At 34.4% G+C, this 17,816-nt stretch carries 10 protein-coding genes; 4 read left to right on the top strand and 6 right to left on the bottom strand.

The features are described 5' to 3' along the window. Positions 1-105: 105 nt before the first annotated feature. Positions 106-3,048, bottom strand: coding sequence for a DNA polymerase III subunit alpha (locus tag AC07XU_RS11560; RefSeq protein ID WP_494943775.1), 2,943 nt, complete (start codon positions 3,046-3,048; stop codon positions 106-108). A gap of 4 nt (positions 3,049-3,052) precedes the next feature. After that, on the bottom strand, positions 3,053-4,210 hold the full coding sequence (dinB, locus tag AC07XU_RS11555) for a DNA polymerase IV (RefSeq protein WP_494943774.1): 1,158 nt from the start codon (positions 4,208-4,210) through the stop codon (positions 3,053-3,055). 576 nt (positions 4,211-4,786) lie between these two features. On the opposite strand from dinB, the gene AC07XU_RS11550 reads away from it, so the two are divergent. The 4 genes from AC07XU_RS11550 to AC07XU_RS11535 all read left to right on the top strand — a co-directional run bounded on the left by AC07XU_RS11550 (position 4,787) and on the right by AC07XU_RS11535 (position 8,794). After that, positions 4,787-5,878, top strand: coding sequence for a hypothetical protein (locus tag AC07XU_RS11550; RefSeq protein ID WP_494943773.1), 1,092 nt, complete (start codon positions 4,787-4,789; stop codon positions 5,876-5,878). Positions 5,879-5,939: 61 nt separating this feature from the next. Then, positions 5,940-6,659 (top strand): hypothetical protein, encoded by a 720-nt coding sequence (locus tag AC07XU_RS11545; RefSeq protein ID WP_494943772.1) that lies wholly within the window; start codon positions 5,940-5,942, stop codon positions 6,657-6,659. A gap of 331 nt (positions 6,660-6,990) precedes the next feature. Then, positions 6,991-8,184, top strand: coding sequence for an ImmA/IrrE family metallo-endopeptidase (locus AC07XU_RS11540; RefSeq protein WP_494943771.1), 1,194 nt, complete (start codon positions 6,991-6,993; stop codon positions 8,182-8,184). 4 nt (positions 8,185-8,188) lie between these two features. Next, positions 8,189-8,794: a P63C domain-containing protein gene (locus AC07XU_RS11535; protein ID WP_494943770.1), complete on the top strand. Its 606-nt coding sequence runs from the start codon at positions 8,189-8,191 to the stop codon at positions 8,792-8,794. A gap of 15 nt (positions 8,795-8,809) precedes the next feature. Here AC07XU_RS11535 and AC07XU_RS11530 read toward each other — a convergent pair whose 3' ends face one another. The 4 genes from AC07XU_RS11530 to AC07XU_RS11515 are packed head-to-tail and all read right to left on the bottom strand — an operon-like array spanning position 8,810 to position 17,809. Next, complete coding sequence (locus AC07XU_RS11530) at positions 8,810-11,836, bottom strand: type III restriction-modification system endonuclease (RefSeq protein ID WP_494943769.1); 3,027 nt, start codon at positions 11,834-11,836, stop codon at positions 8,810-8,812. Position 11,837: 1 nt separating this feature from the next. Next, positions 11,838-13,883, bottom strand: coding sequence for a site-specific DNA-methyltransferase (locus tag AC07XU_RS11525; protein WP_494943768.1), 2,046 nt, complete (start codon positions 13,881-13,883; stop codon positions 11,838-11,840). Continuing rightward, entirely contained in the window at positions 13,883-14,650 is a 768-nt protein-coding gene (locus AC07XU_RS11520; RefSeq protein WP_494943767.1) for a DUF4391 domain-containing protein, read from the bottom strand. The genes AC07XU_RS11525 and AC07XU_RS11520 overlap by 1 nt, the downstream gene beginning before the upstream one ends. After that, entirely contained in the window at positions 14,651-17,809 is a 3,159-nt protein-coding gene (locus AC07XU_RS11515) for a helicase-related protein (RefSeq protein WP_494943766.1), read from the bottom strand. Between the last annotated feature and the right edge of the window lie 7 nt (positions 17,810-17,816).

Here is a 17,816-nt window from a genome sequence, read left to right as displayed (position 1 = left end):
AAAATTATACTTTTGAATGGTCTGAAAAACAGGGGAGCTTACAATTGGAGTATGGCCTCATTATATTAATTTCTTGTAAATAGATCCTTTCCTACATGTACATAACTAATCCAAAATAGGATTTTGTTTAATTGGCAGCTTGGCAAAACGTATAATTTCAATTGAAGGGAAATCGAAATCTAACACAACTTTGCCTTCTATAAGGTAACAACCTGCTCCTCTGAAAGGGTATGTAGGTGTAGAATTTGGGAAATGAGTGGTATCAAAAAAGTTTCCTTGAGGATCTAAAAATGTCCCGAACCACATTTTTTTCTTATTCTTGGTAATTACGGTTTTTTCGGTAACATATAGGCCTACAATCCTGATGGTCTTCCCTACCGAACTCATTAATTGGCTTGCCGTAAAATCGCCGCGGTAATCTGTTTTCAATAAATCGAACATAGATAAAGACAATGGAAATCCTAATAATTCCAGTTCATGGTAAGCGTTTTCTAAGGTGGTATTAACTAGTTCTGGCATGGAATAATCCTTATGCTCTATGGCAAAAAGTTCAGCGTGTTTATTTGGCCGTACCTTTGAACCAAAAAGTAAATGTACTTCCCAAAGCATTTCCTTTTTGCTTTTTTTAGTAAAACGTAATGCTCCTACTCTGATTAGGATAATGCATTGCTCCAATGAAATTTCGCTACGTTTCACAAAATCTTCCAAAGAAACAAAAACGCCATTTAGCTTCCGTTCCTCAGTGATGACCTCTATATACTTTCCCTCGAAACCCTGAATACCTATAAACCCTAAATAACAGTCATCACCATAGATTGCTACTACACCAAAACTATTATTTACACATGGTAAATAAACGTTAGCACCAGCTTGTTGAAGTTCATGCACATATAACGATCTTGAATAGAAACCGCCATAATTATTAAGCACAGCTACCATAAACTCTTTCGGATAGTAGGTTTTTAAAAATAGGCTCTGATAACTCTCAACAGCGAAACTTGCGGAATGTGCCTTTGAAAAACTATAACCAGCAAAAGACGATACTTGACGCCAAACTTCCTTAGTGGTTTCTTCTGGTCGGCCAAGCAATGCTGCTCCTTCATGAAATTTAATAACCAGCCTATCGAATTCAGCACTCGAACGATACTTTCCACTCATCCCTCTTCGAAGGATGTCGGCATCTGTTCCGTCCATCCCAGCATAATGTATGCAGATTTTGATTACATCTTCTTGGTAAACCATCACGCCATAGGTTTCGCTCAACTTCTCTTCCATTATTGGATGCAGATAATTTACACCGCTAGGATGATGCGCATTTTGGATATAGGTTTTCATCATTCCAGAACTAGCTACCCCTGGTCTGATGATGGAACTTGCCGCAACCAATGTTAAATAATTGTCGCAGGTAAGTTTAGTCAGCAATTGTCGCATTGCCGGAGATTCAATGTAAAAACAGCCAATGGTGTTCCCTGTTTTCAGCCTGTCATTTAAGTTCTCATCTTTAATCAGCTCTTTTACCTTATGAACATCTACCTTGCGCTGCTGATTAATCTCAATCAGCCGAACGGCCTCTTTAATGTGACCAATACCTCGTTGTGAAAGAATATCATATTTATCAAAACCAATCTTCTCTGCTTCGTACATATCCCATTGTACCGTCGGCATTCCTTTTGGTGGTAAATCCAATGCAGTGTAATAAGTAATCGGTTCTTCCGAGATCAATACCCCGCCTGCATGAATACTTCGCTGGTTTGGCATATTCTGCATCAGGTTATAAATGGCAGTGATTTTTTTAAAAGTTGCATTATCACGATTGATAGATGCTCGTGACGGGTCGGTAAAACCGTCAATCTCGGATTTGGGTAACCCCATTACTTTACTAATTTCGCGAATTACAGAACGATCTTTAAATGTTGACATGGTTCCCAACAACGCGGTATGCTCTCGTCCGTACCTCTTAAATATATAATCCTGTACATCTTCTCGCTCATCCCAAGAAAAGTCAAGGTCAAAATCTGGCGGAGAAGTTCGCTCTGCATTTAAAAATCGTTCAAAGTAAAGGTCCAATTCAATCGGGTCAACATCTGTTATGCCCAAACAATAGGCTACTGTAGAATTTGCACCAGAGCCCCTACCCACGTGGTAATAGCCCTGATCTTTTGCATACCTGATGATATCCCAAGTAATTAGAAAGTACGCACAGAAGTCAAGATCGACAATTACCTTGAGTTCAATTTTAACCTTTTTTAAGGCTTCAGCATTTTTGCTGCCATAGCGATAAATTGTACCTTTCGACGCAAGTTTCTCTAGTAATGCCTTATCATCTTTCTTTGAACCGGTAAATGTTTTGCGGTTTAGATTAATCCTTCCTAAAGGATAATCCATTACGCAATCATTCATCATGGAGCGGGTATTATCCAAGATAAAACTGTGCTTGCTAAACTTAGACTCCATATCGCCAGCCTTAAGAAACATATCGGTTGACCGGCATTTGTCCATCGGCTCTACCATCGTGAGTAAGGTATTCATATCAATTCCCCGCAAATATTCGTGCAGTCTGTATTCGATTTTATCAGCAACAAAAACGGGTTGCAAAGCCACCAACTTAGTTCGTATTAACGAGATATCTACATTGAATAATTCGTGTAACTGCGAAAAATGGATGCCCAGATACTCATTGGAACGAAGCTTACTTTCGTAACCAAACGGATAAACGACATTTGCGTTTAGAAAGGCTGGAGCAACATCTGGTAAATCTAATTGCTCCAAATTATGGTAGGTTAGAAAATCATTAAGTTCTTTCATGCCCTCTTTGTTTCGGGCTATCCCTATAAATAACAATTGCTTATTTCTTCGGAACTCTATACCAGCAATGGGCTTTATATTTTTGGCACTGCATTCACGAAAAAACTCCATTACGCCAGTTGAATTGTTAATATCTGTAAGCACCAACTGTGTAATACCATATCCAATAGCCTCCGAAACAATCTTTTCGATTGACATAGTGCCATACCGCAAACTATATTGTGAGTGGACATTGATGTACATGGTATTAGATATCGAGGTTTAATGTAGAAGCTAAAGAAATGGAACCAACTCCAAACCGCTTTCTAATCTTGTCCATTGCTTGGCAAAGCGAATAGGCTTCCTTAGAAGAGGAATACATATCCATTTGCTCAAAACCAGAAACAAGGTGTGAAAAACGAACCCCTACCAATCGTAAAAGCATTCTCTTTGAATAAAGGGATTTGAAGAGTTCCTTAGTTTTGGTTAGTAAAACCTGATCTAAGGACGTGTAAGGAATCATGGCTTGTTTTGTTACCGTTTCAAAATTGGAATAGCGTATGGTCACGGTTACGCAGGCAGTTAATTTCTGTTTCTCACGCAGTTCAAAACCTAAGTCCATAACCATTGCAGCGAATAATTGATTGATGGCTTCCACATCAATCGTATCTGCTTTAAATGTACTTTGCGTACCGATGCTTTTTTGTTCGGTGTAAGGGATAACAGGTGAATTATCTATTCCCTTTGCTTTGTTTAAAAGTACCAATCCGTTTTTACCTAATACAGAAACCATCATATCAGGATGAACTTGCGAAAGATTGATAATCTTCTTGATACCCATATCTGATAATTTTACAAAGGTCTTTTCGCCCAAGCCCGGTATTTTTTTTATTGATAATGGATTTAAAAACGGGAGTACGTTAGTCTGCTCTATATTCAATTCCCCATTTGGCTTGCACTCATTGGTCGCCATTTTAGAAACCGTTTTATTAACAGATAATCCAAAAGAAATTGGTAGGCCAGTTTCCTTTATAACTAACGACCTTAATTCATGTGCATATTTCATTACACCATGAAAACGGTCCATGCCCGTCATATCAATATAGTGTTCGTCTATACTCGCTTTTTCAATCAGCGGCACTCGTTCACGAAGAATGTCTGTAATTTCGAGTGAAGCTTTTGAATATTCATCCATATTCCCGCGAACAAAAATAGCTTGTGGACATAAAAGTTTTGCCATTCGGGATGGCATTGCAGAATGTACCCCATATTTACGAGCCTCATAACTGCATGAAGCAACCACCCCACGGTCTGCAGTACCGCCAATAATAACGGGCTTACCAATCAGAGATGGATCTTTCCTGACCTCCACGGACACGAAAAAAGCATCTTGATCCATGTGGATGATGTGCTTTGAAGTATTCATAAATTAGAATGAACAACAAAGCTAGCGAAGGATTTTGGTAAAACAAGAATAATTACTAACAATATTAGTAATAAAGAAATAAAAAACTATTGTAATTAGCTAAAACTCTATAAAATATCTTCACTATTGAACTAAAATGTGGTTATTGCATTTTCTTAATACTTATTGAGTAATGTAAATGCAGTTAATTTTGGAATTCGATCATTGGCAATATTTTTGTACGCTGATTGTTTAATAAGGATGCAAAGGATCAACGTAAATGGGTTTTTGATAGGACGACTAAATACTGGTATAGCCCCAATGAATTTATAAAAGATACAACGGTGTTTGTTCCAATTCACAAATACAAGCCGAATTATTCTAATTGGGAAATACTTGATCCAAGAGATTATATATATGTTAGACGCGCGAAAGTAAATGAGCTTTTAAAGGAAATTGAAATAATGGAAAAAAGAATGTGGCAATATTATAATTTGGTGCCTAAGAAATAAAATTACAGCTTATATTTTAATAGATTTAGCAATTTCACAAAAAGAGAATTCAGGCTTTTTTCCTATATTCAATTGAATTTTCATTATGGCTAAGAATTTTATAGAAGTGCTTGACGACCTTCCAGCGGAACAAAAGCAACCATTTATTGACCACTTTGTACAAACTATGCTAGGGAAACCTACATCTCCGCTTATCCAAATAACCAGTAAAACCATTTCTAACGATGCCAGCCTAGACGAAAGAATAAGACTGACAGCAGAAATTTATGGGATTGATCCGCTGAGAATTGACAGAGAAGAATTTCTTTTAGGTGAGCAACAAATTGCAGAATCCAAAATTCAGGTAAAAGAAATTATTAAGGACTATTTCGGTAAGGAAAACAGCACTGGCCAAAAAAGTAAAGACGATGAACTGATAAGTTTAGGAAAATTCTTGTACACCACGCAACTGAAATTTGATATCACACCAACAGAAATTCCAGACTTTATCCTAAAATCTACTGAAGTTATTATAGGATTAGAACACACAAGACTGGAAGTTGGCAAGGATAAAGCATACATTGCTGAGATCTGGAAGAAATATCTAAATAGTACCCTATCAATCCTCTTAACTAGCTCACCTAAGCTGAATGGTGTCATCAATCTAACCTTGGATACAGATTACAAGTTATATGATGGTAAATCTCTCAGGGATTTCAATGATAAATCTATTAAAGCCAACACAGCAAAAATAGTTACCGAATTAGCGGATTTTATGGCTTCTGCAATCGAAGGCAAGGCTTTAGTTACCCCTAAACATGTCAAGGCATTTAGCTATCAGCCTTCCAATGAACCACTATCAATAAAATACAACCAAGATTACTTTGTTAGAAATGATTTTACAAAGATGGTTCTTGCTGGGATTGAAAAAAAGAAAAAGAGGTTACCAGCATATAAAGCAAATGCTAATATTAATGAGTGTTGGTTGTTATTGGTATTTGGCGATGCAAATTTGTCTTCTGGCTTTAAAGTTAATGAGCATTCGCTTACCTCGCCAGTAAATAGTGACTTTGACAGAGTTTTTCTTCTAAATGGTTTTAACCAGGCTTGCTTTGAGTTGGAAAAAGGTACTTCTAACTTGAAGTATATTGCGAAAAAGCAATTCGTGGAGTTAAAAATTAAACCTCTCAATACCTAATATGTCTGATGAACCACTCATAATACTCCGAAAGTCAATTAGACAGAATATTAAGACCGTGATGGATTTTATTGATCATAATTACATTAGGCGAGAAAGTGACAAGGCAGTAAAACCAGAAAGTCCTATTTGTATGTTTTGCGGTTCCATTGAGCCCATCACAAAAGAACATATATTACCGCGATGGACTTTTCAGAATGATACAGAACGTTTTTTTAATATTACCCTAAACGGTCAGAGCCAAACTTATAATAAGTCAACAATTCCAGCCTGCCAAAGATGCAATTCCGTTTTGCTAAATTATTTAGAGCGAAAAATACAAACCTTATTTGGCGCCTTCGACCCAGAGAACATTTCATTTAATAATCAAGAATTGCAAAATATAATCCTTTGGCTGGAGATCATCGACTATAAATTTCACATAATGAATATTAACAAGCGCTTTTTGAGCCCAAAAAATGCAGTTCACATTCCGTATTTAAAAGATTTCCCTATTTATATGCCACTCCCAAATAAAGATTATTCACCAAGTAAAGTGTTAACAGAAATTAGAAAAACACTGTATCGTTTAAGCGTTAAAGACAAGTTGGGATCTCTGAATTCTCTAGTGATATTTAAGACGAGCAATAAATCAGATTACTTTTTTCATACCTTAAACGATTTTATCTTCCTCGAACTAGCCAAATATAGTATTGCCGTATTTTACTTTTATAACAGGACTTTTAAAAATAATGAAGCCGCATATAAAGCAGCTTTGAAAATAGTTAAAGAAGTGTACTAAGTCAATCCACCAATACTATTTTAATATTATCTTTCGAGTAACACTGTCAAATCTGTAATTCACTAGTGTTCCCATTATTAAAAGATTTATAGCTTCATCAATTATTAGCAAAGGTACTACAAACCATTCTCTAACACCCCCCTGTTTATCTTTTAAATGGATAGACAGGGGCGTTTTTGGCCGCCTCTAAGTGCTGAATAAGTGATTTTTAAGGCAGAACGAATCTAATTGAAAAATAGATTGTAGAATTACAATTTATTTTTCAATAAAACTTGTTTTGAACCTAGACATAGCTTAACTTTACAATTGTAATTCTACAATTAAATTTTTCATGCCAAGAAATAATAACAGTTTTAACGTTGACGATCTCTTGAATACGCTATTTCCAACAGAGAATTTAGCAGACCTCTTCAGTAAAAGACTTAAGGAATTGGACATACCTCCGACTAAAGCATTAGAGGTGTTGGATATGGAATATCGAGCATTGAATGGAATTCTGTATGGCACAAGTAAGCTTGTTGATGTTGTAAACTTTATCAAAATTGCGAATTTCCTGAAATTGCCAAAAGATAGAGTGATCAGCTTATACTTCAATTCACTTGATAAAAACTATCCAAAAGACAAAATCGATTTTATAAACGAAAATTTTGATTTGGCAACATTGAAGCGGGCGGGCTTTATCAATGATATAACTGATTACAGACAAATTGAAGAAAAAATTAATACACATTTCGGATTCAAGTCGATTTTCGAATATAAACTACCTTCAAGAGATGTAGCTTTTAGTGCTGGAGTAATTCAGCCTAAGAATATTTATAGTCGAGGTTTCTGGATCAATTCGGCTATTGAAGCATTTAACGAAATAAATAATCCATATCCCTATAATCAGGATGCCTTAATCAAATATATTCCAGAAATTAGATGGCAGTCAGTCAATATTGAAAAGGGTTTAATTAACGTAATTAGCAACCTATATAGATTAGGCTTGACAGTATTTTATCAATCTTCATTACCTGCACTACATTTAAGGGGCGCTACGCTTTCGATTAGCGAAAAACCATGTATTGTACTTACTGATTACAGGGGTTTTTATACTACCCTATGGCATACACTCTGCCATGAAATATCACATGTTTTATTTGACTTTGGGCAGATTAAACAGAATGGATACCACATATCAAATGAAGAACTTCAAGATTTAGCAGTATCTGAAAAGGAAAAAGAAGCTGATCATTTTGCACGAGAATTTCTCTTCGCTACAGAGAAGTCGCAAGCAGTAAGGCCACACATTTCGAATTCTAAGTTTATTGAAAAGTATGCCCTAGAGAATAATGTACATCCAAGTTTTATATACACCTATTATGCCTTTGATAGTGGAAAAGACGATGAAAAAGCTTGGATTAAAGCAAAAAAGAAAAATCCGGAATTTAAAGAGTTTTTAGAGAAAATTGAAAATCCATGGTTAAGTTCAAAGCCAATTGCGGAACATGTTAAGTTTTTAAAAGAAAGCAGTATTTATAGCTAATTATATGAAATCAAAAGAGGAGAAAGATCAGAAAAAAGAAATCAATCTTTTAATTAAGGAACAAGAGATTGCTAACAGGCAAGCTATTTTAAATTTTGTAACCAAACAAGCAGATGAAAAAGCTAAAGTTGATTATGATGCAAAACTTGTCAGAGAAAAAATAGAGTTTCAGTTGATTAATGGTAGGATAACCTCTATTTATGAGGAGAAACTAGCTCAAAAACGGATGCTTGCTGAATACCCTCAGGATCATGAACCTAAATTCGCTGAATTCTTCCCTGCACTAGGGAGATTGTTAAGTTGGACCGAAGAACAGCAAAAGGCATATAGAAAACCACAGATAGCACCAGATACCATAAATGAATTAATCTATGACCGTTTCCCAAAAGATGTAAGAGAATACATTCATGCAAAGAATCCGTATATCAAATATTGTGTTAGAGAACATAAGAATTATAGATTTTTAGGAGATGATGGTATATTATTGCTTGAACAATATATTTATGACGCCATTGTACTAATGCGGGAATGTACAACTTATTATGAATTTAGAATTAAACATTCAAGCAAGTATAACAGTAGTTTCCAACAGCAATTATTTGTTTTATAATGTTATTGAATCATTTTAAACCAAAGCCTTATTTATAAAATCTTCCATAGTAGACACATGTTCCATTTTAATATTTGAACCATCACTAGCTAGCTCCCTAAAATGCGCTTTACCGCATTCAATTTTCCCTTGCTCAGTTGGTCTTAAAAACTCATATCCCATAGCCCCTTTACTTTCCAGTATAAAGTATAACCTTTCTTTACCATCTACATCAATTAAAACAGCCCAGTCAGGGTTATACATACCTAAAGGTGTATCTATCTTAAACCATGATGGTAATTTAGCATAAACCTTAATATTGGTATTCCTTTCAAATTCCGATGTTAACTCTGATTCTACACCACTATCATATACCACATATTCATAAGGGGATTTGCTACTGGAGCGCATATTTGATTTTAAATAGCCAGTTAACTGTTCGTTTTCAAATAGTTCTTGACTATAAACTTCATTTTCTCCGATTTTTGAGTACACAATACCATCAACAATGTGTAAGCGCATTTGAGCATTAATGATATCTATGCAACCCTCAATAAACTTCTGTGGATTTACCTTGAAATACTTTAGACTTAAGCAACCTTTTAAAATTTCTACTATTGATTTTCTTGTTAGCTGGGTTTCATTTTGCAGATAACTTACAATATCGGGTAGTGTAGAAACATCCTGATTAATTATGCCATAATCTGTTTTGGGCTCTTCTGCCAATAAACCTCCATGGTCAATCTTAACAAGTGCTTTTTCGTAAGTGAGCTTGCCTCGGTTAACTGTTATTTCATTAATTTGTTTTTGACAAGCTTTAATTAAGCTTTCAGAATCAAATTCTACAGCATAAGTGGTTTTATATTTAATTTTATCCCATAGTTCTTTGAACTCGGGACTTAATAAAACCTGCTTATTTACTCTAATAGTTTGTTTTTCATCGTTTCGCTTAATTTCTAATTTGCCAGCAGTTTGTTTTAGTGTCGAGATGATTTGAGCTTTTACATGCTCTGCTAGATCTTCTGGCAAATCAACATTGTTTGAAATTAAATCTGCTTTTAATAAATCTTGAACTTTACCTTTTGGATTTACATAGCCTTTTAGCATTAAGAAATCAAACAATTTTTCTGATGCTTGTTGGCCAAAAAACACGGGCTCTGAACCCTCCATTGCGACCGTTATATTGTTAAAGCTATGAGGTTGAAGTAAGCCGAAAACAATACCTGTTTCTTTCTCCATTTCCTTTTGTAGGTTATCTACAAACTCTTCATAACTCTCGCTCGCCATTACTGTAAGTGTATTCACATCGAAACCTTTAACTCTATCACCATCTTGATTTACAGCTAGACGTAATCCTCTTCCAATTTCCTGTCTTCTTCGAATTTCTGAACTTCCAGCCTCCTTTAATGTACAAATTTGAAATACATTTGGATTATCCCAGCCCTCTTTTAAGGCAGAGTGAGAAAAAATAAATCGAAGTTTGGAATCGAAACTCAACAACTTTTCCTTATCCCGCATAATCAAATTATAAGTGCTTTCATCTGCCGAAACGGTGCCACTTGTATCTTTGAAGTATTCGAATTTCTCTTTCTTGTTACTAGCTTTTGCTTTTTTATCAATAGAGAAATAACCATCATGAATGTCGTTAACCTCATTCTGAGCATCTTTTAACTCATTGAAAAGTGAGTGGTATTTCGGTTTTTTTATGGTTTTCACATACTCTTCTTCGAACATTACTGCATAGTCGCCATTCTTTTTATTTCCATCTTCATCATATTGACGGTAATGTTTTACGGCATCGATAAAAAACAGGCTTAAAACTTTAATGCCTTTAGGATTAAGTACAAGTTCTTTATCTAAATGCTCCTCAATGGTTTTGCGTATCATCATTCGCTTTATTAAACCATCATCCACAGAGCCAATAATTTCTCCTAATTTGAGGATTGTTCCGTTAAGGAACTCCACATATTCATTTCCAGCCTGTGTGTAAATGTCATTTACAAAATAGCCCTCGTAATCTTGTATTTTAGTGGTTTGCAGTAAATCATCATTCTTTTTCAGTTCAACGGTTTTTGGTTTGATATCTCCATTTATGAGAACATTAACCTCCATCTTGGCTGAGATACCTTTTTTATTTTGAACAGATAACAACTTAATATAAGCCCCACTACTCGCTCCTCCATCTACTTTTACCGATGCTACTTCTATTTGCTTAACCAATTGCTTATTGTAAGCATCTATAGCATCCAGCTTATACATTTGGTTTGGTTTATCATCTGTTTTATGCGTTGCGGAATACCTTAAAATGGCCAACGGCTTTAAGTTTTTAACCGCTTTTTTTCTGATAGGTGTGCTTAATGTGGTTTGTGGCTCATCAATAATTACTACTGGTTTCGCATCTTGAATTAATTGTAATGGTTTATAGCCCAATTTATCATTGTAGCGATGAATGATATTTACTGTTTTGCTTGCATCACTTTCATTTTCGAAACTCTTACTAAAAGCATCAATATTGATAACCATAATTTGCAACTGGTCGTTTGTAGCAAAATCTCTAATGTCATTTAATCTCGAACTATCATATATAAAATATTTATACGGTATATTGTTATAGTGCTCTGCAAAGTGCGATGCTGTAATCTGTAAACTCTTAAATACACCCTCTTTAATAGGAATTGATGGTACAACAATAATGAATTTGGTAAAACCATATTTGCGGTTCATTTCCATCATAGTACGTAAGTACACATAAGTTTTACCAGTGCCAGTTTCCATTTCAATAGAAAAATCTAAATGACTTCTATCAATTTCATTTGCTAATGATGGTTTTAAGCCATTACGTAACTGAATATTTTGTACATTCTCTACTATTTGCCCCTCCGTTAAAGCTAACTTATTGGCGTAACCAATTTGATTGAATTCTAAGTTTTTCTGTTGCGCCAGAAAGGCTGGAGAATAAACCGTAAAATTAGAATTGCAGATTTCCTGTCCCTTAAATATATCAACTATAGCATTAATAGCATCTTGCTGATAATCTAATTCTCCTTCAAATTTTATCTTCATTTTATATGCTATTTACTTCGGTTATGCCGTAGCGTTTTAAAATTTGGATGGAGTTTGTTTTATCTACATCACTAAAGCCGTTATCTTTAAATATTACTTTGCAGGTTACTGGTGCTAGCTCTTCTTTCCATTTACCAATGCCCTCTGCAACGTTTGTGGTTGTACCATCTGCCAAGCAAATAAATAATGCACCTGCACCAACACTATACACCGTTTTATCTGCAATAATTTTGGTGGCAATTGGCAAGGTTAAGTTTAATCCATTTTTCAACAGAATTTCGTACAAAACATCATCTTCTGTACGCTCTGCTTTAATATTATCTGCTGAGTTAAATAAGTTCTGCTCAAAGTTTTCTACACTTCCATCCCAAGCATTTATATTGCTACTATCTAGTTTAAAAGCTTTAAAACCAATATCAAGTACATAATCATTTGTAGCAAATAAATCTTCTTTTTTGGTTTGTTTAATTAATTCGCCACTTCGTCTGATACGTTCTTTTGTAACATCTGAAATCGTTTTGTACCCTCCTTTAAACGCTTCTGATTCTTTCCAAATTCCTTTGTCGTTTTTATGCCTTGTCGGCTCATCAAGTTGAACAGAAATCCATTTTCTATCAATCTTATCTTCCGAATTCAGTCTCATCACAGCGTGTGAAGTAGTACCAGAACCAGCGAAAAAATCTAAGACTATTTCTTTGCTTTTAAATTGTACAGAGTCAATTAAGGTATCCAATAAGTCTAATGGTTTTGGATATGAAAAGTAACTTTTACCATCGAATATTTTCTCTACTTCTATGCCACCATTACTTTTAGTTGAAAGTATTGAACGTAGTAAAAACCTATCCGCCTCATCTAAAAAATTAATAGAACTTGTTTGTGTTTTTTCATCTTTAGCAAACCAAATTCGTCCACAAACATAACTTCCATCTGGTAACATTTTGATGTCGGAATATTCTCCATTTATCCTTTTGCTTGCGAGGTCAAAAGTTTCCTCTTTCCATCTCCAGCCTCTATCGGGCACCTTTACTGCTTTTTTAGTGGCAGGATGAATTATATCATATCTTGGCCCATAAGTATCAGAATTTGGCCAACTCATATTAATTTTACCCCATAATCTATAATCATCGCTTAATGAATTATATAGTGTTATGCCACGGTCGTAACCTTTTCTTTTATATAATTTTTTTATTTCTTTTTCAGCCTCTTGCAATGGAATTCCATCACTTTTTAATTTTTGAAGTAATTCATCAATCTCTACTAACCCATCTTTTTTCATCAAGAATTCATGTGGCACCTTGGAATCTTTAACGTACATTAAAATGTATTCATGAATATTACCAATGCCCTTATCATTTTTTGGAATTCTTTTATTCCACGTTATGCACTCAATAAAATTTTCTTCTCCAAAAACTTCATCGCAAACTTTACGTAAATTTTGAATTTCATTATCATCTATACTGATAAAGATAACCCCATCTTCTTTTAACAGATTTCGAGCCAACTTTAACCTCGGATAAATCATATTTAACCAATTACTATGATAGCGCCCATCGGTCTCACTATTGGTACTTAACTTTTTTCCCTCTTCATCCGTTTGCCCTGTTAAAGCCAAATAATTACCTAAGTTATCTGCATAATTATCCTTGTAAACAAAGTCTTTACCTGTGTTATACGGTGGGTCTATGTAAATCATTTTAATTTGGTTGGCATAGCTTTTTTGCAAAAGTTTTAAAACCTCCAAATTATCGCCCTCAATAAAAATGTTTTCTGTGGTATCCCAATCCTTGCTTTCGGCTTTGTTTGGTCGCAAGGTGGCTGTGCTTGGTTTATTGGCTTCTTGCCTTGCCATTGCTTTACCTGCCCAAGTAAAGCGATAATATTCCTCATTGGTTTCCACATAATCGCCCAATAATGCTTTCAACTCTTCTACATCCAGTTTTCCCTCTTTTACAATAGTTGGAAACAGTGCTTTCAGCTTTTCAATATTTTCGTTAACCACATTTAAACTTTGGCTATCGGGATGTTGGGCGGTAATTTTCTCCATCATTATTCGGCTACGATTTGTAATTCCAATTGCGCCATTTCTGAACGCTTATTCTGTATTTGCAGATTTAAATTAACCTGCTTATTTAATTGTTTTTCTTTTTTTGCCGTATTAGTCAAGTTTTCAATCTCTTGTTGTAGTTTGGCAATTTTATCTAACAAAAGCATATCATGCTGAGTTCTACTTTTTGTTCGAACTGTAAATGTACTGTTTAGGTAACTGGCTTGCAACGCAAAAATACGCTCTGTATAACTGTTATAAAGTTCATATAGATTTGATTTTCTTAAACCACTAAATGCTAGGCTATTTAAAAAATCTTGCTGTAATGCTGTTCTATCGTGTATAGGAATTATTGCTGTAAAATGTCGTTGGGCTATAATTCTTTTGTTGATATCTTTTTGATTTATTCGTTTCTCAAAAGTGCTCCAAACCATCTGCTCATCATTAAAAACACAAAGTAAAATTGCATAAGGAATATGTTTATGTATTAATTCTGCAACTCTTATGTGGTCAGTTTCGAAATTACCATTAGCAATATTTGCAATAACAATTACAATTTCATTATAACTAATGTCGTCTGCTGAATATAAATTGATATTTGTATTTTCAGGATTTAGGGAACCGAACAACTCTGTAGTTACAATTTGCTTATCCAATAGCGTTTTTTCAGCAACTGTTAAATCAAAATTACGTTTGAAAAACGCCTTTGTTATTTTTTTATTTAACAAACAACGACTTGGTAATTGCAATATACTATTCCATAAATCCATTTATTTTATAATTAAAAACGATATTAATTCGTAACGATTGGCAATAATACGATTGGTTAATTTTAATCCTCCTGGCATTGCCAAGCTATCTAAACCAACTTCATCATCTACACCATTCAAATGGGTCATCGCAATTTTAAGCAATGCGGTATAAACTTCCATGTTTTTGCCTTTATTAGTTTCTTTTTGAAAACTGTTAATCAATTCTGGCAACAGCTCTGCTTTCCCTAAACAAAGCTTCTTAAAATAATCCAAGCATCTTTTAGGATGATTTGCTGGAATAAAAATTTCTCCTTCTAAATTAATGTAACATAAGCTGAAAGGATATATCGCATTATTTGCATACGCATTCTCAACGTTCGCATTCACCTCTCGTAAACAAAAGATTACACCACTGGGTGCATCCTCAATATTGGCGTCTGTGATAGAGCAAATGGCTTTAGGAAGTGTTGCGTAATATTCCTTTTCGTGAGAGGTAAATCTATCAGCATCTATTTTAAAATCATTAAAAGTAAGGTCGGTTATACTAATACCCCCCTCAATATCTTCTAAATCCAAAACTTGGTCTTTCAGCTGATTCAACTGCCTTTTCCTATACTCTAAATCTTGATTCTGACCTGCGGTTTCATCTATGATATTATCGTCTCCGGTCGCAGATACATCAAGCATCTGCATCCTACCCTTAACTCTGCCAATTAAATCAATGTAGTTATCTAAATCTACATTTGGAAAAAAGTTAACCAATTGTATTTGGTTGTTTTTGGAACCAATTCGGTCTATTCTACCGAACCTCTGAATAATCCTTACAGGATTCCAATGTATATCATAATTAACTAGATAATCGCAATCTTGTAAATTTTGCCCTTCCGAGATACAATCTGTACAAAAAAGGACATCAATTTCACCTACACTAATTAAAGTTGAACTAGATTTTTGCTTTGATATGGGAGAGAAATTAGTTAAAATCGATATGAGGTCTGGTCTACAATCTGGAAGATTCGTTTTGTTGTAATCTCCACCTGTAACTTGTGCACTAAACAACCCTAAATCTTTATATAACCAGATAAAAAGTTGGTCGTACAAGTACTTAACTGTATCGGCAAAGGCTGAAAAAATAATTACTTTTTTATTGTTTGGATTTAGGGGGTTGTTAATTTTATCAACGATGAGTTGTTTTAGTTCACCTAACTTAGCATCTCGGTCGGCATCTATTACTTTAGTTAAGGCTAGTAGATTGAGAATTCTTTTTTCGTCATCAATTAAATCCTCCTTGCATCGTATCAAATCGATATCTTGAAGTAAAACTTTGATTTTTCCACCTACTACTAAATCTTCTAATAACTCATCATCAAAATCAATATCGTTAATATCTAAATCTTCCTCAAAAAATGCATTGCTATTTGCATGTTCAATTTTTGATAACAGTGATTGAATTTGTCGCAGAAGAGATTCTAAAGTTAAGTGGAACGAATGAACAGAACTTTCCAAGCGCTTTAACAAGTTAACCCGCATTAAGTGTATTAAACTACTCTCACGTTCAACCTGTTTAAAAACACTACCGTTAGCGGTAGTTATATCATACTTATCTTCGTAACGTTGTTTCTTATCTGCTCGAACATATGAAAGGGGAGAATAAAAGTTTAGGTTTAGCGCATTTAACTCGTTGTTTACAATATCGATAGTTGGAAAAGTACCCTGTGTATCGAAGTCGGTATATTTTGTTATCGGTTTAAGTCTTTCTGGAAACTGTCCAATATCTTTTGTGTCGTAATATTTTTGGATATGCTTTCTAGACCTAGCAATAGTTAGTAAATCTAAAATTTTAAAGTATGAGCCGTCCAAACTATCTATAAGGGAATCTCTCTGGTAATCTTCATTTTTTCGGTTTTTTAGCCAGCCGTTAAACCGTTGTTGTGCTTGCCTTAAAGTTTGGTCGATGCTCTTAATTCCATATTCCTCAAAAGCATTATCATTCTGTTCGGTAATGAATGAAATTTGATTTTTAATATCATTCATTCTGGTATTTACAGGCGTAGCAGAAAGCATCAAAACTTTTGTTTTAACACCAGCTTTAATCACATCGTCCATTAATCTTTGGTAGCGTGTAATGCTTTCCCTACGGGGAGGGTTGTTTCTAAAATTGTGTGATTCATCAATTACAATTAAATCATAATTGCCCCAGTTTACAGTACCTAAATTAATATCACCAGAAAACCCATTTTCTCTTGAAAGGTCTGTGTGATTTAATACATCAAAATTGAATCTATCTTTTGCGAGTATGTTACGAATATCATTCTGACTATAAACCATCCAGTTATCACGCAGTTTTTTTGGGCATAATAACAAAATACGATCGTTACGCATTTGGTAATATTTCATAATTGCCAAAGCCTCGAATGTTTTGCCTAAACCAACGCTATCAGCAATAATGCACCCACCAAAAGTTTCTATCTTGTCAATAGCGCCTAAAACAGCATCTTGTTGAAAATTGTAAAGCATACTCCAGATAAGGGTGTGCTTAAATCCAATTTTATTAATTCTTTGTTCAGATATCTCATCAATAGTCTTGTTCTGAAATATGTTAAACAAACTAAACTTATAAAGCTCATCTGGTGAATAAAATTGTCCTGCTTTTTTGATTTGAATAAGTAATTGAGCTTTTAAATCTTTATCGCTACTTTTCCAAGCCTGATCAAATAAGGTATAAAATTGATTGCCCACATCTTCAAAAAAGCTAGTTACGATAGGAAAATCAGATTTAACTAACCCAAGAGTTTGTAGATTTAAGTCTTGAGGAACGATTGAGAAACAATAGATTTTCTCTCCATTTTTAACAAGAATAAACTTTTGTCCACCAGCCTTTCCATGGCGGACTTCAAATTTTTCATTTACCAGATTATATACAAGTTCCGCATTATATCTGCCAGTTAAATTTAGGTATTCTGCCCATTCAAGATTATCATAGGAAAATCTTTGGTCTTTTTCAATATCAGTATCTAATAGAACAGATACCCTTTTTACTGACTGAAATTGATTAATTAATGCGAAAAGTGCATTTATTGAATTGTAAGAATTGCAAATAAATATTTCAGATTCTGGATGTATTACAGCCTTTATTTCTTCGAGAAGTAATGTTTCTTGGTTGTTAATTAATTTCATTTACAAA

It is taken from the genome of Pedobacter sp. GW456-11-11-14-TSB4, assembly GCF_059424425.1.
This window is presented reverse-complemented; position numbering and strand designations above follow the sequence as displayed.

Coding starts and splice junctions, on each gene's coding strand:
- AC07XU_RS11560 (WP_494943775.1), bottom strand. CDS start 3,048: ATGTACATCAATGTCCACTCACAATATAGTTTGCGGTATGGCACTATG.
- dinB (WP_494943774.1), bottom strand. CDS start 4,210: ATGAATACTTCAAAGCACATCATCCACATGGATCAAGATGCTTTTTTC.
- AC07XU_RS11550 (WP_494943773.1), top strand. CDS start 4,787: ATGGCTAAGAATTTTATAGAAGTGCTTGACGACCTTCCAGCGGAACAA.
- AC07XU_RS11545 (WP_494943772.1), top strand. CDS start 5,940: ATGGATTTTATTGATCATAATTACATTAGGCGAGAAAGTGACAAGGCA.
- AC07XU_RS11540 (WP_494943771.1), top strand. CDS start 6,991: ATGCCAAGAAATAATAACAGTTTTAACGTTGACGATCTCTTGAATACG.
- AC07XU_RS11535 (WP_494943770.1), top strand. CDS start 8,189: ATGAAATCAAAAGAGGAGAAAGATCAGAAAAAAGAAATCAATCTTTTA.
- AC07XU_RS11530 (WP_494943769.1), bottom strand. CDS start 11,836: ATGAAGATAAAATTTGAAGGAGAATTAGATTATCAGCAAGATGCTATT.
- AC07XU_RS11525 (WP_494943768.1), bottom strand. CDS start 13,883: ATGATGGAGAAAATTACCGCCCAACATCCCGATAGCCAAAGTTTAAAT.
- AC07XU_RS11520 (WP_494943767.1), bottom strand. CDS start 14,650: ATGGATTTATGGAATAGTATATTGCAATTACCAAGTCGTTGTTTGTTA.
- AC07XU_RS11515 (WP_494943766.1), bottom strand. CDS start 17,809: ATGAAATTAATTAACAACCAAGAAACATTACTTCTCGAAGAAATAAAG.